This window comes from Sphingomonas sp. Leaf257, from assembly GCF_001422185.1.
Taxonomy (GTDB): domain Bacteria; phylum Pseudomonadota; class Alphaproteobacteria; order Sphingomonadales; family Sphingomonadaceae; genus Sphingomonas; species Sphingomonas yabuuchiae.
The window spans coordinates 268,665-288,440 of record NZ_LMMH01000032.1; the positions used below are offsets into that span (position 1 = coordinate 268,665).

Below are 19,776 nucleotides of genomic sequence, written 5' to 3' on the forward strand. Positions count from 1 at the left end.
ATGAAGCCGCGACACGGGCCTCCGGTTCCGTCTCAGCGCTCGCGCGTGGCGAGGAAGCGGACCTTGGGATAGCGATCGGCGACGTATCCCACTTCCCACGCGCTCTTGGCGAGGAAGACGGGATTGTCGTCGCGATCCTTGGCCATCGCCGAGCGGTTCAGATCCATGAACGCCTTCAGGTCGGCAGGGTCGTCGGCGGTGATCCAGCGCGCGGTGTCGAACGGCGCGGGCTCCAGCCCTGCTGCGACCTTATATTCCGCATCCAGCCGCGACAGCAGCACGTCGAGCTGGAGCTGCCCGACGACGCCGATGATCCAGTTCGACCCGATCTCGGGATAGAAGACCTGGGTCACCCCTTCCTCGGCCATGTCGTCCAGCGCCTTGCGCAGCTGCTTGGTCTTGGTCGGGTCCTTCAGCGAGACGCGGCGCAGGATTTCGGGGGCGAAGTTGGGCAGTCCGGTGAAGCGCACGTCCGCCCGTTCCGACAGGGTATCGCCGACCCGCAACGTGCCGTGGTTCGGAATGCCGATGATATCGCCAGGGAAAGCCTCGTCGGCGACTTCGCGATTCTGCGCGAAGAACAGGATGGGCGAGTGGACCGCGATCGGCTTGCCATGGCCCGTCGGCGTCAGCTTCATGCCGCGCTTGAAGGTGCCCGAGCACAGCCGCATGAATGCGATCCGGTCGCGATGCTGCGGGTCCATATTCGCCTGCACCTTGAACACGAAGCCGGTGACTTCCTTATTCTCCGGCGAGACGGGTGCGGGCTCGGCGGGCTGCGGGCGGGGCGGCGGCGCGTGGCGGCTGAGCGCGTCGATCAGTTCGGCCACACCGAAATCCTTCAGCGCGGAGCCGAAATAGACCGGCGTCAGGTCGCCGTTGCGATACGCCTCGCCATCGAATTCGGCGTATCCGGCCTGGGCCAGCTCGATCTCTTCGGCGATTTCGGCGGGCAGGGTCGGCGCATCGTCCACCTTGCCGTGAAAGGCGCGGCTGTCCCCCTCGGGACGGCTGACCTTGCCGGTGGTGAGGTCGAGGATGCCCTCGAACAACCCGCCCATGCCGACCGGCCAGCTCATCGGCGCGACGTCGAGCGCCAGGATGTCGGCGATCTCGTCGAGCAGCTCGAAGGGCGGACGCCCCTCTCGGTCGACCTTGTTGATGAAGGTGATGATCGGCACCGAGCGCAGGCGGCAGACCTCGAACAATTTCCGCGTCTGTGCCTCGATACCGCGCGCCGCGTCGATGACCATCACGGCCGAATCGACCGCGGTCAGGGTACGATAGGTGTCTTCCGAAAAGTCTTCGTGGCCCGGCGTGTCGAGCAGGTTGAAGGTCACGCCGTCCTTTTCGAACGTCATCACCGAGGACGTGACCGAGATACCGCGCTGCTGCTCGATCTTCATCCAGTCCGACCGCGCGCGCCGATTCTGGCCACGGGCCTTGACCTCGCCCGCCAGATGGATCGCGCCGCCGAAATAGAGCAGCTTTTCGGTCAGCGTGGTCTTACCGGCGTCAGGGTGCGAGATGATCGCGAAGGTACGGCGGGGGGAAGTCATGGGCGGCTCTGTCGAATAGGGAAATGGCGCATCCGAGCGCCCGAGATGCTGCGCCTGTTACAGCAAATTGTGGCACAAGACAGGCCCCATCCGAATCCCCCCTCCCCTTCAGGGGAGGGGTTAAAGAGGTATCAGCCCGCCAGCGTCACCGTCATCTGCATCACCTTCTCACCGCCGACCGGCACGGTGAATACGCCGGGCTTGTCGGTGAACTCGCCGTCATACCCTTCCGGGTCGGCGATGCCGTGCCATGGCTCGACACAGACATAGGCCGCGCCCGGCTTGGTCCAGATGCCGAGCTTGTCGGTATCCGGAAAGGCGATGCGCAGTTGCGGCGCGCCGTCCGCACCATAGGTGACGCTGCGGCTCTCGACCGGATCCCAAACCAGCGCGTCGTTGGTGAACAGATCGTCCGCCAGATGCAGCACCCGCCCGTCGAGCGGGCTGTCGCGACGCGCCTCGGCGATCAGGCCGTCGGGGGCAATCTCGCGCAGGCGGCTGGGTTCGTCCTTCTCGAAGACGATGCGGTGATCGGACCGCGCCTTGCCATAGGGCAGCGGCCAGGCGAAGGCGGGGTGGAAGCCGAAGCTGGCGGGCATCGGCTCCTCGCCCCGGTTGAGGACGCGGATTTCCATCACCAGCGTCGCCTCTTCCAGCCGGAACTCCGCCTCCAGCCGGAAGGCGAAGGGATAGGAGGTGCGCGTCTCCTCGCTGTCGCCCAGCGAGAAGACGGCGCGGGTGGCCTCATGCGTCACCAGCTCGAAGGTCGAGTGGCGGGCAAAGCCATGCTTGGCCATCGGATAATGCCGACCGTTCAGGCGGATACCGTCACGGGTCACGCCGATCACCGGGAACAGCAGCGGCGCACGCCCGGTCCAGAAAGCCGGGTCCGCATCGGTCATCAGCTCGCGGCCGTCCGCGTCCTTCAGCGAGGACAATTCTGCGCCGAACGGATTGATCGCCGCCGACAGATGGTCGTTGCCGATACGGACCCAGTTTTCCTCATTAGCCACGGAGTTGTGCTCCCTGCTTGGCGGCCGCCGCGACGATCTTGTCGGCGATGGCCTTCAGTTCCTCGTCGGTGAAGCTCTTCTGCGAGGGTTGCAGCAGCACCTCGACCGCGACCGACTTGTGCCCCTCGGGCACGCCTTGCCCTGCGAACACGTCGAACACGCGCGCGGCGGTGATGGCGGCCTTGTCCGCACCCCGCACCGCCCGGATCAGCATGTCGGCGGCCAGCGTGTCGGGCACCAGGAAGGCGAAGTCGCGCTTGACGGACTGCAGGGCCGGGGGCGTGTAGGCCGGGCGCATGAAGCCCGTCGCCCGCTTGGGCGGGATCGCGTCGAGATACAGCTCGACCGCCGCCACCGCGCCGTCGAGATCGAACGCCTTCAGCACCGAAGGATGGACCATGCCGAACGCCGCCAGCACCGTCTTCGGCCCCAGCCGCAGCGTGCCCGACTGGCCGGGATGCCAGGCGTCACCCGCCTCGCCCATCACCTGCAAATTGTCGACCGGTGCGCCCGCCTGGGCGAGCAGCGCGATCGCCTCGGCCTTGGCGTCATAGGCGTCGAACGCTTGCGCCTTGCCCGACCGCCAGTTGCGGGCCGACTTGTCGCCCGCCAGCACCACGCCCAGCGTCGGCCGCTCGGCCTCCTCCAGATAGCGGCGGCCGATCTCGAACAGCCGCACGGCAGTCGCGCCGCGCTTGATGTTGCGCTCGGTCGCGGCGAGCAGGCCGGGGAGGAGCGAGGGCCGCATGACCTTCAATTCCTCGCTGATCGGATTGGCGAGCGTGAACGCGCCGCCGCCGAAGGGCGCCGCCTGCGCCTCGCTGATGAAGCTCCACGTCACCGCCTCGTCCAGACCGCGTGCGGCGGCGGCGCGGCGGGCGCGGCGTTCCAGCTTCTGCTGCGGTGTGGCGGTCGGACGCGCGACGCCGGGGGCGCGGGGCAGCGCCACCGGGGGAACATGGTCGATGCCCTCGATGCGGATGACTTCCTCGACCAGATCGGCGGGACCGTCCACGTCGCGCCGCCAGCTCGGTGCCGTCACCTGCCAGTCGGCGGTGACGGTGAAGCCCAGCGACTCGAGGATCGCCTTTTGCCGGTCGGCCGCGATGGGGAGGCCGCCCAGCGTCTCGGCCAGATTGGGGTCATAGGCGATGGCCTTCGCCAAGACCGGCAGCTGACCCGCGCGGGTCACGCCGCTGGCGGTTCCGCCGCAATATTCCAGAACGAGGAAGGTCGCGATGGCGAGGCCGTCGTCGAGGAAGGCCGGGTCCACCCCGCGCTCGAACCGGGTGCGCGCGTCGCTGGTCAGCGCCAGCTTCTGGCCGGTGCGCGCGATCGCCTCGGGGGTGAAATAGGCGCATTCGATGATGACGTCGGTGGTCGTCTCCGACACGCCCGAATGCGCGCCGCCCATGATGCCGCCGATATCGTGCACGCCCGCATCGTCGGCGATGACGGTCATGCCCTCGGACAGGGTATAGGTCTTGCCGTTGAGCGCCTCGACCGTCTCGCCGTCCCTGGCATGACGCGCGACCAGACCGCCCGACAGCTTCGCCTTGTCATAGACATGGAGCGGGCGGCCGAGATCGACCGTCATATAGTTGGTGATGTCGACCAGCGCGGAGATCGGCTTCTGCCCGATCGCGGTCAGCCGCTGGCGCATCCATTCGGGGGCCTCGCCATTGGTCAGGCCCGACACGCCCTGCGCATAAAAGGCCGGGCAGCCCTCGACATCCTCGATGCGGACATCGGGACCGGCGCCCTCGCCCGCGACCGATGGCACGGTCGGGGCGATCAGCGCGCCCAGCCCGGCGGCGGCGAGATCGCGCGCGATGCCGTGGACGCCCATGCAGTCCTGGCGATTCGGCGTGATCGACACGTCGATGACCGGATCGTTGAGCCCCGCATAGTCCGGGAAGGACGTGCCGATCGCTGCATCCTCGGGCAATTCGATGATGCCGTCATGGCCCTCGCCGATCTGCAACTCGCGCGCCGAGCACATCATGCCGTTCGACTCGACGCCGCGAATGGCCGCGACCTTGAGGGTCACGTCGAGGCCGGGGACATAGGCCCCCGGCGCGCCGAACACGCCGACCAGCCCTGCGCGCGCGTTGGGCGCGCCGCACACGACCTGCATCGGGCCGTCACCGGCATCGACCGACAGGACCTGCAGCTTGTCCGCCTGCGGATGCCGCTCGGCCGACAGGATGCGCGCGACGCGGAACGAGGACAGTGCCTCGCCCGGATTGTGCACGCCCTCGACCTCCAGGCCGATACGGGTCAGCCCCTCGACGATGGTGTCGAGATCGGCATCGGTGTCCAGATGGCTCTTCAGCCAGCCCAGGGTGAACTTCATGCGCCGACTCCTCCCGACAGCGTGGGTACGTCGAGGCTCGCGAATCCGTAATGCTTCAACCAGCGGATATCGCCGTCGAAAAAGGCGCGCAGATCGTCCATTCCGTATTTCAGCATGGCGAGGCGATCGATGCCGCAGCCGAATGCAAAGCCCTGCCACTCGTTCGGATCAAGCCCGCACGCTTCGATGACTTTCGGATGGACCATGCCGGAGCCGAGTACCTCCATCCAGCCGCCACCCGAACCGCCGATGACTCGCTTGCCCTTCTCGATGGTGTAGCCGACATCGACCTCGGCCGAGGGTTCGGTGAAGGGGAAATAGCTGGGGCGCAGGCGCAGCACGATATCGTCGCGCTCGAAGAACGCCTTGAGGAAGGTCTCCAGCGTCCATTTCAGATGACCGAGCGTGATGCCCTTGTCGATCACCAGCCCTTCGACCTGATGGAACATCGGCGTGTGGGTCGCATCCGAGTCGGAGCGATAGGTGCGGCCCGGCGCGATGATGCGGATCGGCGGTTTCTGGTCGAGCATGGTGCGGATCTGCACCGGCGAGGTATGGGTGCGCAGGACGCGGCGCACGGTGCGCTCGTCGCCGCCCGCCTCGACACCCGCCAGATAGAAGGTGTCGTGCATCGCGCGCGCCGGATGCGTCTCCGGAATGTTGAGTGCGGTGAAGTTATGCCAGTCGGTCTCGACCTCCGGCCCGGTCGCAACCGCGAAGCCCAGATCGGCGAAGATCTCGGCCAGTTCGTCCATCACCTGGCTGACCGGGTGGACGGTGCCGAAGCCGGCGGTGTCGACCGGCAGGGTCATGTCCAGCCGCTCGGACGACAGCCGCGCGTCGAGCGCCGCCTGTTCCAGACCCGCCTTGCGAGCCCCCAGCGCCTCGGTCACCACTTCGCGCAGGCCATGGATGCGCGGCCCCTCGACCTGGCGTTCCTCGGGACTCATCTTGCCCAGCGTCTTCAGCAACTGAGTGATCCGGCCCTGCTTACCCAGCGCATCGACGCGCACCGTCTCCAACGCGTCCAGCGCGGGCGCGGCGGCGATGGCGGCGAGGAGATGCTCGCGCATATGTTCGACTTCGTTGCTCACTCTTCACTCCGTCGGCCGCTGCGCGCCTCCGGAAAGGAGGAGCCCGGCCGGTTTGCGGGTCTGCCCTCCGCCGTAGCGGCTAGGGACGCCCCGGATCAATCCTTCAGACGCAAAGCCGTGATACACGGCCATATCGGCCCATTGCCGTCGCAACAGAAACTAACCCGTAACTTATACTATATTAAGGCGACTCGCGTTGGTCCGGGGGGACCGCTATCCGTGCGGGGTCCGCGACCATGATACTCGATATCGCCAGCCTTCAGGTGGTGGCTGCGCTGGGCAGCATCCTGTCGGGCCTGCTCCACTTCTTTCCCGGCATGACCAGCCGCGAGCCCGGTCGCTGGCCCTATTGGTGGGGCACGGGCAAGATCATCATCGGCGTGACCAACGGCGTGGGGCTGTGTTTCGACGGCGCCCGACTCACTACGCCGGAGCGGATCATCGACGTCCTGCTGCTGGTCGGGCTGTGCCTATGCATTCATGCCATGTCGATCTTCGCCCGGCGACGCCCGCCCGCCGCGATCCTAGTTCCGCTGGCCATGATGGTCACGCTGACCGTGCCGTTTGTCCTGTTCGGCGACCACGATGCGCGGCTGCCGGTCATGATCCTGGGCGGCACCCGAACCTTGTTCAACTTCGCCGCCGCCTGGATGCTCTTTCACATCGCGCGAACGGAGAATATCCGCACCGCCTGGGTTATGGGCGCGATGTTCGCCGCTTCGGTGCCGCTGTTCCTGTTGCGCACCACCCTCCTGCTGGTGGCATGGGGCGATCCGGTGTGGGAAAGCGCGGCGCAGACGACCGCCGACTGGAGCGTGGGCATCGCGATCATCCTGGTCTCGCTCAGCCATCTGGCGCTGCTGCTGATCGATGCCGAGCGTGTCCAGCGCGGTTTGTCCGAACAGGCCAGCCGCGATTGCCTGACCGGCGCGCTCAACCGTTTCGGGTTGAAGGGGCTGGAGGCCGGGCTGCACGGCCCGGTCACGCTGCTGCTGATCGATATCGACCGGTTCAAGGCGCTGAACGACGGACAGGGTCACGCCGCGGGCGACACCGTGCTGCGGCTGCTGACCGACTTGGCACAGCGCGAGATCGGCGAGCGCGGCACGCTGGTGCGGATCGGCGGCGACGAGTTTCTGTGCGTGCTGCCCGATTGCGACGAGAGGGTAGCACGGGGAATCGCGGCGGGCCTGTCCGACCGTTTCGATCGCGCGGTCCCGGCCCTGGTCGACGGCCCGTGCTACCCGGCCCTCAGCATCGGCCTGGCGCAGGGGCCGGTTACGGGATCGCTCAACGTCCTGATCGCCCAGGCGGACGGCGCGATGTACGCGGTCAAGCGCCAGCGCCAGTCGCGCGAGCGGCCTGCATGGGCGGCGTAGAACTGCTTGCCGGATTGCGGTGCCGTGATAGGCTGGCCGAATGATACAGTGGCGAGCCCTGACCGGCCTGACGGGGACCTCCCTTGCCAATCTGAGTATCGCGGCGATGATTGCCACGATCTTCAGCGGCTTTCAGGGCATTGGCTGTCGTCTGTTTATGGACGACACCCCGATGGTAGCCGTAGCGAAGAGGGCCGCACCCCAAATTTTTCAACTGAACGCCGCGCCTGAGCCCGCCATCGTACCCCGCCCGGAGGGGCTATCGCGGAAATGCGGCTTCCACCCCGCCCTCGACCGGCTGCCCGAAATCACTTCGCCCATGGTGGGGGACGGTTCGGGAGGGCCAGGCAGCGCCTGCCTGTTGGTCAATGCCATGGGCCGGGTGGACCGGGTTGCCCATGCCAGCCTGTCAACGCGGCGCAGGATCGAGCCAGTCATGTCCGACCTGCGCTTCCACCCTGCCTTGCGAGACGGGCGCCCGGTTCCGGCCTGGGTCGAACTGCGCCTTTGACCGCATTCCTCCCCTGCGAGCAGAGGGGTTTGTACAGTGCCATTGGGTCAAACCGCCGGAGTCGGGAGCGGCGGCGAGCGCCACCGCTCCAATCGGATCACACCACCTTGGCCGAACCCGGCGTGTTGACGCCCATCGATTGCAGGTAGCGCTTGATGTTGCGCGCGGCCTGGCGAAGCCGCTGCTCGTTCTCGACCAGCGCGATGCGCACGAACCCTTCGCCATTCTCGCCGTAACCCACGCCCGGCGCGACCGCGACCTTGGCCTCGGTCAGCAATTGCTTGGAGAATTCCAGGCTGCCCAGATGCGCCAGCGCGGGGGGTAGCGGAGCCCAGGCGAACATCGAGGCCTTGGGGCTCGGAATGTCCCAGCCCGCCCGGGCGAAGCTCTCGACCAGCACGTCGCGGCGCTTGTGATAGAGCTGGCGGTTCCGCTCGACAATGTCCTGCGGCCCGTTGAGCGCGGCACAGGCCGCCGCCTGGATCGGGGTGAAGGCGCCGTAGTCCAGATAGGACTTCACCCGCGTCATCGCCGCGATCAGCTTCTTGTTGCCGACCGCGAAACCGATGCGCCAGCCCGCCATCGAATAGGTCTTGGACAGCGAGGTAAACTCGACCGCGACGTCCTTGCCGCCCTTCACCTGAAGGATCGAAGGCGTCGGATTGCCGTCATAATAAAGCTCGGAATAGGCGAGGTCGCTCAGCACCCACAGTTCATGCTTCTTCGCAAAGGCCACGAGGCGCTCGTAGAAGGCCAGGTCCACCGTCTCGGCGGTCGGGTTGGACGGGTAGTTGACCACCAGCACCGAGGGGCGCGGCACGGTGAAGTGCATCGCCCGCTCCAGGCTCTCGAAATAGGCCTCGTCGGGCGTCGTCGGCACCGCGCGGATCGTCGCGCCCGCAATGATGAAGCCGAAGGTGTGGATCGGATAGGAGGGATTGGGCGCCAGGATCACGTCGCCCGGCGCGGTGATCGCGGTGGCCAGCGACGCCAGCCCTTCCTTCGAGCCCATGGTGACGACCACCTCGGTCTCGGGATCGAGATCGACGCCGAAGCGGCGGCCATAATAATTGGCCTGGGCGCGGCGCAGGCCGGGAATGCCCTTGGACTGGGAATAGCCGTGCGCATCGGGCTTCTGGATCACCTCCATCAGCTTTTCTAGTACGTGCGGCGGCGGCGGCAGGTCGGGATTGCCCATGCCCAGATCGATGATGTCCTCGCCGCCCGCACGCGCCGCCGCCCGCATCGCGTTGACTTCGGCGATGACATAGGGCGGCAGGCGCTTGATGCGGTAGAACTCTTCGGACATGGGTCCCTCTGTGTAACGATTTGGGACCCGGACCTTAGCGTCTTTCGTTTCCCAACGCGACCCGACATGACGGCGCAATATCCTGACGCTAAGACGGGGCTACACGAACGAGAGGATGCGATGACGGCCCGCCCCGCGACAGTCCCTGCCATGCCCACCTTGGAAGAGCTGCAACACTGGACCTGGGTGATGGGCCGGGCGCAGCAGATGATGATGGAGGCCGCGCTGTCGCCCCCGCCCGAGGGCATGCCGGTGGTGCCGGGCTTCAACGACCCCGCCACGATGGGCCGGGTCCGCGACTTCTGGTCCGATTCGATGAAGCTGTGGCAGCGATTCGTCGACCCCGTCGCCGAGCCCAGCGTCGCGCCCAAGCCCGACCGCCGCTTCAAGGCCGAGCAGTGGCAGTCGCCGCTCTTCGACTGGATCCGGCAAAGCTATCAGGTCGTCTCCGACCATATGCTGCGCGGCGTCGATGCGATCGAGGGCGTCGACCCGAAGCAGAAGGAGCAGATCCGCTTCGCCGCGCAAGGCTTTATCGACGCGATGAGCCCGACCAACTTCCCCGCGACCAACCCGGAAGTGCTCGATAAGATCGTCGAGACGCGCGGCGAGAATCTGCTCAAGGGCCTTCAGAACATGCTCGCCGACATGGGCCGCGGGCAGCTGACGCACAGCGATTCGCGCGCCTTCGAGATCGGGCGCAACCTGGCCGCGACGCCGGGCAAGGTGGTCAAGCGCACCGACCTGTACGAACTGATCCACTACACCCCGACCACCGAACAGGTGGCGGCGGTGCCGATCCTGATCTTTCCGCCCTGGATCAACCGCTTCTACATCCTCGACCTGGCGCCCGAGAAAAGCCTGATCAAATGGCTGGTCGACCAGGGGTTCAGCGTCTTCATGGTGTCGTGGAAGTCCGCCGACGCCACGATGAAGGACGTGATCTGGGACGATTACGTCACCGCGCAGGTCGATGCGATCGATACGGTGCGCGACCTGCTGTCGGTCGAGGCGGTGCACAGCGTCGGCTATTGCGTGGCGGGCACGACGCTGGCCGCGACCCTGGCCTGGCTCTCCGCGAAGAGCGAGGCGGCGAAGGTCGCCAGCGCCACCTTCTTTACCGCGCAGGTCGATTTCTCGAAGGCGGGCGAGCTGCTCCACTTCGTCGATGACGAGCAGTTGAAGCTGATCTCGACCCTGTCGCCCGAGGGGTATCTGGACGGGCGCTATCTGGCGATGACGTTCAACCTGCTGCGCGGGCGCGACCTGATCTGGAATTACGTCACCAACAACTATCTGCTCGGGCGCGATTACGTGCCGTTCGACCTGCTCCACTGGAATGGCGACGTCACCAACCTGCCCGCCAAATGGCATCTGAGCTATCTGACCGATCTCTATCGCGACAATCTGCTGGTGAAGCCGGGCGCGATGGCGGTGGCGGGCGTGCCGCTCGACCTGACGAAGGTCGCCACCCCCGCCTATGTCCAGGCGGGGCGCGAGGATCATATCGCGCCGGCCGAAAGCGTGTGGAAGATCACCGAGGCGTTCACCGGCCCCTTGCGCTTCGTGCTGGCGGGATCGGGGCATATCGCGGGCGTGGTGAACCCACCCGCCTCGGGCAAATATCAATATTGGACCAACGATCAGCCCGCCGCGACGCTGGCCGAATTCGTCGCAGGTGCGACCGAGACCAAGGGCAGCTGGTGGCCGGACTGGGCCGCCTGGCTGCGCCAGCGCGACTCCGCCACCGTCGCGGTGACGGGCGCGCGGGTGCCGGGCGAGGGCGCCCTTCCCGCCCTCGACGAAGCGCCCGGACGCTACGTCAGACAGCGTTAGTTTCGGTTTTGTTGCACTGCACAATAGACTTGATCTGGTAGCTTCGAATCGCTATTGTGCAGCGCAACAAATCGGGAGAGTGCTGTTGGACAAGACCAAGCCGACCGTCCCCGCCGCGAAGTCGGCGGCCAAGCCTCGTCGCAGCGCCAAACCGGCCGCCGCGAAGACGTTGCCCGGTCTTCCCTCCGATCCCCCTTCCGATCCCAAGCCTGCGGTTGCGGCACCCGTCGCCAAGACGGTCGCGCCCGCCAGCCCCGGCCTGCCGCTGACCTCTCCGGCCAAGGCCGCCGAGAAGAGCGTCGCGCCGGTCGTGGCCGCACCCGTTGCCGTTGCCCCGGCAGCCGCGAAGGTGGCCAAGCCCGCTCCGGCCCCCAAGGCTCCGACCGAGCCGGTAGCCGAAGCTCCGGCGCTCAAGCCGGTCGAGGCACCGGTCGAAGCGGCCATCCCCGCCGCGCCGACGCCGGAACTGGCAGCACCAACCCTTTCTTCCCCGACCGCCGCGGTTTCGGCGGACTCAAAGCCCAAGGACACCATCATGGAAGCCACGAGCACCATCGAAAACGCCGCCAAGACCCAGGCGATGTTCGGCGAAGCCCAGGCCCGCACCCAGGCCGGCATGGAGAAGAGCGCCAAGCTGTTCGAAGACATGATCGCCTTCAACAAGGAAAACCTGGAAGCGGTCGTCGAATCGTCGAAGATCGCCGCCAAGGGCGCCGAGACGCTGGGTCAGGGCGCGGCCGACTATGCCAAGCGCTCGTTCGAGCAGGTCAGCCAGGTCATGCAGACCCTTTCGCAGGTCAAGTCGCCGACCGAGTTCATGAAGCTGCAGTCGGACTTCGCCCGTTCGAGCTTCGACTCGATGGTCGCCGAGACCTCGCGCTCGACCGAGCACATGATGAAGCTGGCCGGCGAGATCGCCCAGCCGCTCAGCAACCGCCTGGCGGTCGCGGCCGAGAAGATGAAGACCGTCGCGTAATTCGCTGACGGTTTCCCTCGCGGGAATGAAGGGGGCGGTCGCGATGCGGCCGCTCTTTTCGTGTTGCGTGATGCTCGTCAATGGCAGTCTCGGTGAGACACATGCCCTCCCCCATCCCCTCCCGCTTGCAGGAGGGGAGCGGCCAGATCCGAGGGTTCGAGAATCCGTGAGCTTTATGCTTGGCACGCCCCTCCCGCAGGCGGGAGGGGATGGGGGAGGGTTATGTGTCTCACCGAGACCAACCCGTCCCCACTGGCATCCCACGCCCGCAACGCCTACATTCCCCCCATGTCGTTCTTCGGCCGCTTCTCCCCCGTCCGCGCGATCCGCGACCTGCGGCTCTTCCTGTCGCAGCGCCAGCCCTATGAGCTGGTCTTCCTGATGATCGCGGTCGGGATCACCGGTTTCTTCATCTACGCCTTTGCGCGCGACGATTATGTGCCGGTGCCGTACAAACCCGACATCATCTATGTCGAACAATGGCCCGCCGACCGCACCGATGTGCAGATCAAGGCGCAGCAGAAGATCGACTATGTGAAGAAGAAGGAGCGGCTGGCCGAGGAAAAGGCCGCCAAGGAACAGCGACAGGCCGAATTTAAAAAGGTCGACGACGCGCTGAGCAAGTGGGGCATCTGACCGATCGGCGCTGGATGGGGGCGGCACTGGCGCTGGCGGATCGCGGCGTCGGGCGGACCGCACCCAATCCCAATGTCGGGTGCGTGCTGGTCCGCGAAGGTCGCGTGGTCGGGCGCGGCTGGACGCAAGCAGGCGGCCGCCCCCATGCCGAGGCGATGGCGCTGGCCGAGGCGGGCGAGGCGGCGCGGGGGGCCACCGCCTATGTCACGCTGGAGCCCTGCGCGCATGTCTCGACGCGCGGCCCCGCCTGCACCGACCTGCTGAGTGCCGCCGGAGTTGCGCGGATCGTCGCGGCGATGGGCGATCCCGATCCGCGCACCGATGGCCAAGGCTTTGCCCGCGCCCGCGCCGCCGGGATTGCGGTCACGACCGGCGTACGCGAGGCCGAAGCGCGCGCGATGATCGCGGGTTTCCTGACCCGCCGCGCGCAAGGGCGCCCCTTCGTCACGCTGAAGCTCGCCACCTCGCTCGACGGGAAGATCGCCCGTCCCGATGGCGAGAGCCGCTGGATCACCGGGCCGGAAGCCCGCGCCCACACCCATCTGGAGCGCAGCCGCCACGAGGCGATCCTGGTCGGGCGCGGCACGTTGGAGGCGGATACGCCCAGGCTGGATGTCCGCCTGCCCGGCCTCGAGTCGCACGCCCCACGCCGTATCCTGCTCTCCCGCACCCGCGAAGCGGGCTGGGACACCCTCCCCTCCCCCGCCGCCATCGCCGATCTGGCGGGCGTCGACCGACTGATGGTCGAGGGGGGCGCGCAGACCGCCTCCGCCTTCCTGGCCGGTGATCTGGTCGACCGGCTGCTCCTCTATCGTGCGCCCATCCTGATCGGCGAGGGGCGCGCGGCGCTGGGCGATATCGGCCTCACCCGTCTGGCCGAGGCGCATGGCCGCTGGCGGCTGGCCGATTCACGGATGCTTGGCAGCGACCGGTTGGAGGTCTACGAGCGCGACTGATATGTTTACCGGGATCGTCACCGACATCGGCTCCGTCACCGCCGTGGAAACGCGCGGCGACACGCGAGTCGTCATCGCCACCGCCTATGATACGGCCAGCATCGAGCTGGGCGCGTCGATCGCCTGTTCAGGCGTCTGCCTGACCGTGGTCGAGAAAGGCTCCGACTGGTTCGCCGTCGACGTCTCGGCCGAGACGATCGGGCGCACCGCCGATCAGTGGACGACCGGCCAGCGGCTGAACCTGGAACGCGCGATGAAGCTGGGCGACGAGCTGGGCGGCCATATCGTCACCGGCCATGTCGACGGCGTCGGCCATGTCGTGTCGGTCGGGCAGGAAGGCGGATCGCACCGCGTCTTCGTGGCCGTTCCGTCCGACCTCGCCCCCTTCATGGCGACCAAGGGTTCGGTGACGGTCGACGGCGTATCGCTGACCGTCAACAGCGTCGAGGACGGCCCGGATGGCACCGTCTTTGGCCTGAACATCATCCCCCACACCGCCGCCGTCACCACGCTGGGCGGCATCACTGAAGGACAGCGCGTCAATATCGAGATCGACGTGCTCGCCCGGTATCTGCAGCGCATGGAGCATTATCGTGGCCGCTAATCCCGACGCGCTGGCCGGTCTGCGGCGCGGTTTCCTGTCCAGCCCCGAAGAGATCATCGACGAGGCGCGCAACGGCCGCATGTTCATCCTGGTCGATGACGAAGACCGCGAGAATGAAGGCGATCTGGTCATCCCCGCCCAGATGGCCACGCCGGAGAAGGTCAACTTCATGGCGCGGCACGGGCGCGGGCTGATCTGCCTGGCGATGACGCGCGAGCGGGTCGACACGCTCGGCCTGCCGCTGATGAGCCCGAAGAACGGGACGCGGCACGAAACCGCCTTCACCATCTCGATCGAGGCGCGCGAGGGCGTGACCACCGGCATCTCCGCGGCCGACCGCGCGCGGACCATCGCGGTGGCGATCGACGCCAGCCACGGGCCCGATGCGCTGGTGACGCCGGGCCATGTCTTCCCGCTGGTCGCGCGCGACGGCGGCGTGCTGGTGCGCGCCGGCCATACCGAGGCGGCGGTCGATGTCGCGCGGCTGGCGGGCCTCAACCCCTCGGGCGTGATCTGCGAGATCATGAACGAGGACGGGACGATGGCGCGGATGGACGACCTGGTGTCGTTCGCGCAGCTCCATAACCTGAAGATCGGCACGATCCGCGACCTGATCGCCTATCGCCGCCGCTACGACCATCTGGTCGAGTTGCAGTCCGAAGCCACGTTCGAGAGCGAATGGGGCGGCACCTGGACCGCGCGCGCCTATCGCAACAAGGCGACGGGCACCGAGCAGGTCGCGCTGGTCAAGGGCAAGCTCGACACCGACCAGCCGGTGCTGGTGCGCATGCACGCTCTGTCGCCCTTCGCCGATGTGTTCGGCGAGGCGGGCGCACGCGGCGCCTTGCTTGCCAAGTCGATGCGCATGATCGCCGAGGAAGGCTCGGGCGTGATCGTCGTCATCAACCGCCCGCGCACCGACGCCTTTACCACCGCCGTCCGCCTGAAGGCCGGTGAGGAGGTGCAGATCGATATGGAGGAATTGCGCGATTACGGCGTCGGCGCGATGATCCTGGCCGAGCTGGGCGTGCAGGACATGGTGCTGCTGACCAACACCCATCACACGCTGATCGGTCTCGACGGCTATGGCCTGTCGATCGTCGGCGAACGTCGCATCGAAAATTTTGAGGGAGACGCCTGATGGCGCATGTGTTGATCGTCGAGGCGCGCTTCTACGAGCATCTGAACGACCTGCTGCTGTCGGGCGCGCGCGCCGCGATCGAGGAAGCGGGCCACAGCCATGAGACGATCACCGTTCCCGGCGCGCTGGAGATCCCCGGTGCGGTGGCGATGGCGGCCGATACGGGGCGCTACGACGCGTTCGTCGCGATCGGCGTGGTGATCCGCGGCGAGACCTATCATTTCGAGATCGTGTCGAACGAGAGCGCGCGCGGCCTCATGGCGCTGACTATGGACGGGCTGCCCATCGGCAACGGCATCATCACCACCGAGAATGAGGCGCAGGCGCTGACCCGCGCCAGGCCCGACGAGAAGAACAAGGGCGGCGAGGCGGCCAAGGCGGCGCTTGCCATGCTGGCGCTGAAGGGCCGGTTCGGGTGACATCGCCCGTCCTCCAGACCGAGCGGTTGACCTTGCGGCTTCCCTCGGCGGAGGATTTCGAGGCGTGGGCGGCCTTCCATACCGAGGAAGACACGATGCGCTTCCTCGGCGGAGTCCAGGCGCGCGGGGCGGCCTGGCGATCGCTCTGCACCATGGTCGGCGCATGGAGCGTGCGCGGCTTCGCGATGTTTTCCGTGATCGAGCGCGACACCGGCCGTTGGGTCGGGCGGATCGGCCCCTGGCAACCCGAGGGCTGGCCGGGGCGCGAGGTCGGCTGGGGCGTCGCGCGCGAGTTCGCCGGGCGCGGTTATGCCTATGAGGCGGCGTGCGCGGCGATGGACTATGCGGTCGATGTGCTCGGCTGGGATCATGTGATCCACACCATCGACCCGGAGAATAGGGGCTCGATCAAGCTGGCGCAGCGGCTGGGTGCGGTGAATGAGGGGCAGGTGAGCCTGCCCGCCCCGCTGGAGAATTTCCGCGTCGATGCCTGGGGTCAGAACGCCGACCAGTGGCGGGCCCGGCGAACAGCACGCGCGCAATGACCGACATGCCGCCCTCCCGTTTTCGCGTCGTCGAGCGGGGTCGGCGGCTGGAGGTGATCGACACCCAGGCGGGAAGGACACCAGCTGCCCGTCAGAATCGGGCACCCCGCCCGGTGGACAGGACCATGCCTCGATTGAAGCTGCCGGAGAAGCTGCGCTTCGACGGCGGTGGGGCCTGGACGACCGCCGGTTTTTACGACGCAAAGGGGCCGCGCACCCTGACGCTGGACGCCGGTGCGATGCAGAAGCTGCGTTATGCGGGGGCTGGCCTGGTGACGCTGGTGATCCTGTGGGCGCTGCTCGGCTTCGTGATTCCGATCATGTGGGTCGCGCCGATGCTGCTGATCAATCCCAAGCTGCGCGAGACGGTGCGGGAGCAGATGACACGCTTCATCGACCGGCTGGATAGCGCCGGATAGCGCCCGCACCTCCGTTCACGCTGAGCGAAGTCGAAGCGCACGTTCCGCCCTTGTCGCAAGGGTTGCCCTTGGCCTTCGACTTCGCTCAGGCTGAACGGATCGAGGAAGAGCCACTCCGGCGAAGGAAAAGGGCGGGAGAAGCCCCCCGCCCCCGTCACTCACGCCGCCCGCGCGGCCTCGTCGAGCGTGGGGTAATCGATATACCCCTCCGGCCCCTGGCTGTACCAGGTCTTCATATCGCTCTCGTTGAGCGGCGCGTCGGTGCGCAGCCGCTCGGGCAGGTCGGGGTTGGCCAGGAAGGTCCGGCCAAACGCGATCCCGTCCGCGACGCCCGAATCGAGCGCGGCCTGCGCCTTTTCGCGGCTGTCATAGTCGCTGTTGAGAATCAGCGGCCCCTGGAACACCTTGCGGATTTGTGGCGACAGCTTGGGCACATCGCTCGCGCCATAGGTGCCGTCCGGTCCCAGTTCGCGCAGTTCGAGGAAGGCGATTCCCAGATCCGACAGCATCTTCGCGGCGGGAACGAAGACCGAGGCGGGATCGCTGTCGTCCACACCCTGGCTGTCGCCATTGGGCGAAAGACGGACGCCGACCCGCTCCTTGCCCGCGACCGAGATAACGCGCTCGGCAATCTCGCGGAGCAGGCGGATGCGATTCTCCGGCGAGCCGCCATAGGCGTCCTCGCGGTGGTTCGCCCCGTCGCGCAGGAATTCGTCGATCAGATAGCCGTTGGCGGCATGGATCTGCACCCCGTCGAACCCGGCGGCCAGCGCATTGCGCGTCGCCAATTCATAATCGTCGAGCAGACGCGGGATTTCCGACAGCTCCAGCGGGCGGGCGGTTTCGAAATCCTGCTTGCCCTCGAAGGTGTGCGCCTGCCCCTCGGTGCGGGTGGCCGAGGACGACACGGGCTGCATCCCCGTGACCGAGCTGTGCACCTGACGACCCATATGCCAGAGCTGCGCGACGATCCGGCCGCCCGCCTTGTGCACGGCGTCGGTCACCGGCTTCCAGGCCGCCACCTGCTCGTCGGTCCACAGGCCCGGTGCATAGGGCCAGCCCAGCCCTTCGCGGCTGATGCCGGTGGCTTCGGAGATGATCAGGCCCGCACTGGCGCGCTGGGCATAATATTGCGCCATGATCGGCGTCGGCACCGCCTCGCGCGTGGCGCGGGCGCGGGTCAGCGGCGCCATGAGGATACGGTTGGGGGCGTGGATCGCCCCGAGATCGATGGGGTCGAAGAGCGTTGGCATCAAAATGCAATCCTTTTGCGGCCTTTCCGGCCTGACGCAACGCAGATAGGGCGTTAAGGGGCCCCATGCCCGTGTCCCGCCCCCCAAGAAAAAGTGAACAGACTGAAAGCGATGGTCTGTCGGACCGGAGCGGGCCCAAGGCGACGCCGCCGCTGGCCTTCGCCGCGGTCATCCTTGCCAATGTCGCGCTCGCCTTCGGTCCGCTGTTCGTGCGGATCGCGGATACCGGGCCGGTCGCCTCCGCCTTTTGGCGGATCACGCTGGCCGCCCCCATGCTGGCGCTGGCCGCATGGCTGGGTCGCGCACGGCCGCGGGCGCCGGGTCGGGCACAGACCGGATTGTGGATGCTGTTGCTGGTCGGCGGCATCGCCTTTGCCGGGGATCTGGGCGCCTGGCATATCGGCATCCGCCAGACGACCATGGCCAATGCCACGCTGTTCGGCAACTCGGCGACCTTCATCTTCCCGCTCTATGGCTTTCTGGCGGCCCGCGCCTGGCCGTCGCGGGTTCAGGGGCTGGCGCTGCTCCTGGCGGCGCTGGGTGCGGGGCTGTTGATGGGGCGAAGCTATCAGGTCGATCCGCGCCATCTGGTCGGCGACCTGATGTGCGTACTGGCGGGCGTGCTCTATGCGCTCTATTTCATCCTGATGGCGCGGGTGCGGATCGCGATGCCGCCAATCCCCGCGCTTGCCTGGTCGACCATCGCCAGCATCTTGCCGCTGTTCCTCTTTGCGCTGGCGCTGGGCGAGCGGATATGGCCCGGCCACTGGACCCCGCTGGTGCTGCTGGCGCTGGGGAGCCAGATCGTCGGCCAGGGGTTGATGATCTATGCGCTGGGGCTGCTCAGCCCGCTGGTCGTAGGGGTCGCGCTGCTGGTACAGCCGATCGTCGCGACCGCGATCGGCTGGGTGGTTTACGGCGAGACGCTGGCGCTGCCCGATCTGGTGGGCGTCGCGATGGTCGCCGCCGCGCTGGTGCTGGTCCGGCGCGGATCGGCGGTTGCCAAGCCGGGCAATAGGGACGACGGGTGAGATGATGACCGAGGCTGCCATGACCGATGTTCAGGACCTGACTCTCGACGAGGTGCGCGCGCTGCTGGCGGACGGCATCGCGTCCAACGCCGCGTTCGACGGCTGGGGCGACGATGCCCGCGACATGGCGGCGGATGCAGCGGGCGTCGACCGCGACATTGCGCGACTCGCCTTCAAGGACGGCGCGGTTGCGATGATCGATGCCTGGTTCGCATCGATCGACCAGGCGATGGTCGAGGCCGTGCCCGCCGAACAGGCCGCCCGGATGAAGATTCGCCAGCGCATCACCGCGCTGGTCGAGGCCCGATTGGCCGCCGTCGCCCCGAATCGCGAGGCGCTGCGGCGGGCGCTGACCATCCTGGCCATGCCGCAAAACGCCGCCAGCGGTGCGCGACTCGGCTGGCGCACGGTCGATGCCATCTGGGCGCAGGCGGGCGACACCGCGACCGATTACAACCACTATACCAAGCGCGCGACGCTGTTCGCGGTCTATGGATCGACCATCGCGGTGTTCCTGAACGACGAGAGCGAGGATCATGCCGACACCCGTGCCTTTCTGGCGCGGCGGATCGAGGGGATCATGCGGTTCGAGAAGTGGAAGGCCGGCTTCGCCAAGCGCGGCGAGAATATGCCCAGCCTGTCGCGGTTTATCGGGCGGTTGCGGTATCCGGCGGTTTGATGTGATCCCCTTGGCCTTCGACTTCGCTCAGGCGGAACGGAGGTGGGGGCATGGGTCTAA

Annotated in this window: 19 protein-coding genes; 13 read left to right on the top strand and 6 right to left on the bottom strand. The window is 67.1% G+C overall.

The annotated features are described in order from the left end of the window. Positions 1-32: 32 nt before the first annotated feature. From ASF14_RS14150 to pheS, 4 genes are all read right to left on the bottom strand, one after another. Positions 33-1,559, bottom strand: a complete 1,527-nt coding sequence (locus tag ASF14_RS14150) for a peptide chain release factor 3 (RefSeq protein ID WP_056436188.1) — start codon at positions 1,557-1,559, stop codon at positions 33-35. A 131-nt stretch (positions 1,560-1,690) separates the two neighbouring features. Continuing rightward, positions 1,691-2,572 carry an aldose 1-epimerase family protein gene (locus tag ASF14_RS14155; RefSeq protein WP_056436191.1) on the bottom strand — a complete coding sequence of 294 codons (882 nt, stop codon included), beginning with the start codon at positions 2,570-2,572 and terminating at the stop codon, positions 1,691-1,693. Then, complete coding sequence (pheT, locus tag ASF14_RS14160; RefSeq protein ID WP_056436194.1) at positions 2,565-4,928, bottom strand: phenylalanine--tRNA ligase subunit beta; 2,364 nt, start codon at positions 4,926-4,928, stop codon at positions 2,565-2,567. Before pheT ends, ASF14_RS14155 begins: the two co-directional genes overlap by 8 nt. After that, positions 4,925-6,001 (bottom strand): phenylalanine--tRNA ligase subunit alpha, encoded by a 1,077-nt coding sequence (gene pheS / locus ASF14_RS14165; RefSeq protein WP_201780600.1) that lies wholly within the window; start codon positions 5,999-6,001, stop codon positions 4,925-4,927. The genes pheT and pheS overlap by 4 nt, the downstream gene beginning before the upstream one ends. Positions 6,002-6,258: 257 nt before the next feature. On the opposite strand from pheS, the gene ASF14_RS14170 reads away from it, so the two are divergent. Both ASF14_RS14170 and ASF14_RS14175 read left to right on the top strand, forming a co-directional pair. Next, the gene (locus tag ASF14_RS14170; protein WP_056436201.1) at positions 6,259-7,401 is read left to right on the top strand and encodes a GGDEF domain-containing protein; all 1,143 of its coding nucleotides are present in this window, start codon (positions 6,259-6,261) and stop codon (positions 7,399-7,401) included. Positions 7,402-7,507: 106 nt separating this feature from the next. Then, entirely contained in the window at positions 7,508-7,912 is a 405-nt protein-coding gene (locus ASF14_RS14175) for a hypothetical protein (RefSeq protein ID WP_156361201.1), read from the top strand. Between the two features lie 97 nt (positions 7,913-8,009). Here the strand turns inward: ASF14_RS14175 and ASF14_RS14180 are convergent, their stop codons facing one another. Continuing rightward, positions 8,010-9,221, bottom strand: coding sequence for an LL-diaminopimelate aminotransferase (locus tag ASF14_RS14180; RefSeq protein ID WP_056436207.1), 1,212 nt, complete (start codon positions 9,219-9,221; stop codon positions 8,010-8,012). Between the two features lie 120 nt (positions 9,222-9,341). On the opposite strand from ASF14_RS14180, the gene ASF14_RS14185 reads away from it, so the two are divergent. The 9 genes from ASF14_RS14185 to ASF14_RS14225 all read left to right on the top strand — a co-directional run bounded on the left by ASF14_RS14185 (position 9,342) and on the right by ASF14_RS14225 (position 16,753). Then, on the top strand, positions 9,342-11,057 hold the full coding sequence (locus tag ASF14_RS14185; protein ID WP_056436210.1) for a PHA/PHB synthase family protein: 1,716 nt from the start codon (positions 9,342-9,344) through the stop codon (positions 11,055-11,057). Positions 11,058-11,142: 85 nt separating this feature from the next. Then, the gene (gene phaP / locus ASF14_RS14190) at positions 11,143-12,033 is read left to right on the top strand and encodes a phasin family protein (RefSeq protein WP_236697078.1); all 891 of its coding nucleotides are present in this window, start codon (positions 11,143-11,145) and stop codon (positions 12,031-12,033) included. A gap of 222 nt (positions 12,034-12,255) precedes the next feature. Continuing rightward, positions 12,256-12,669 carry a hypothetical protein gene (locus tag ASF14_RS14195; RefSeq protein ID WP_236697079.1) on the top strand — a complete coding sequence of 138 codons (414 nt, stop codon included), beginning with the start codon at positions 12,256-12,258 and terminating at the stop codon, positions 12,667-12,669. Between the two features lie 14 nt (positions 12,670-12,683). Next, positions 12,684-13,625 carry a bifunctional diaminohydroxyphosphoribosylaminopyrimidine deaminase/5-amino-6-(5-phosphoribosylamino)uracil reductase RibD gene (gene ribD, locus ASF14_RS14200; protein ID WP_056436447.1) on the top strand — a complete coding sequence of 314 codons (942 nt, stop codon included), beginning with the start codon at positions 12,684-12,686 and terminating at the stop codon, positions 13,623-13,625. Between the two features lies 1 nt (position 13,626). Further along, positions 13,627-14,229, top strand: a complete 603-nt coding sequence (locus ASF14_RS14205; protein ID WP_056436219.1) for a riboflavin synthase — start codon at positions 13,627-13,629, stop codon at positions 14,227-14,229. Beyond that, a complete protein-coding gene (gene ribB, locus ASF14_RS14210; RefSeq protein WP_056436222.1) occupies positions 14,219-15,370 on the top strand; it encodes a 3,4-dihydroxy-2-butanone-4-phosphate synthase in 1,152 nt (383 codons plus the stop codon). Before ASF14_RS14205 ends, ribB begins: the two co-directional genes overlap by 11 nt. Further along, positions 15,370-15,789, top strand: a complete 420-nt coding sequence (ribH, locus tag ASF14_RS14215) for a 6,7-dimethyl-8-ribityllumazine synthase (RefSeq protein WP_056436225.1) — start codon at positions 15,370-15,372, stop codon at positions 15,787-15,789. The genes ribB and ribH overlap by 1 nt, the downstream gene beginning before the upstream one ends. Continuing rightward, positions 15,786-16,334: a GNAT family N-acetyltransferase gene (locus ASF14_RS14220; protein ID WP_056436228.1), complete on the top strand. Its 549-nt coding sequence runs from the start codon at positions 15,786-15,788 to the stop codon at positions 16,332-16,334. The genes ribH and ASF14_RS14220 overlap by 4 nt, the downstream gene beginning before the upstream one ends. Continuing rightward, positions 16,331-16,753 (top strand): hypothetical protein, encoded by a 423-nt coding sequence (locus ASF14_RS14225; RefSeq protein ID WP_168371536.1) that lies wholly within the window; start codon positions 16,331-16,333, stop codon positions 16,751-16,753. Before ASF14_RS14220 ends, ASF14_RS14225 begins: the two co-directional genes overlap by 4 nt. A gap of 158 nt (positions 16,754-16,911) precedes the next feature. On the opposite strand, the gene ASF14_RS14230 is transcribed toward ASF14_RS14225, so the two are convergent. Beyond that, positions 16,912-18,006 (bottom strand): alkene reductase, encoded by a 1,095-nt coding sequence (locus ASF14_RS14230; protein ID WP_056436234.1) that lies wholly within the window; start codon positions 18,004-18,006, stop codon positions 16,912-16,914. Between the two features lie 65 nt (positions 18,007-18,071). On the opposite strand from ASF14_RS14230, the gene ASF14_RS14235 reads away from it, so the two are divergent. Together ASF14_RS14235 and ASF14_RS14240 are read left to right on the top strand one after the other, a co-directional pair. Continuing rightward, positions 18,072-19,037: a DMT family transporter gene (locus ASF14_RS14235; RefSeq protein WP_056436237.1), complete on the top strand. Its 966-nt coding sequence runs from the start codon at positions 18,072-18,074 to the stop codon at positions 19,035-19,037. 4 nt (positions 19,038-19,041) lie between these two features. Further along, a complete protein-coding gene (locus ASF14_RS14240) occupies positions 19,042-19,716 on the top strand; it encodes a COQ9 family protein (RefSeq protein WP_056436449.1) in 675 nt (224 codons plus the stop codon). Positions 19,717-19,776: the final 60 nt, after the last annotated feature.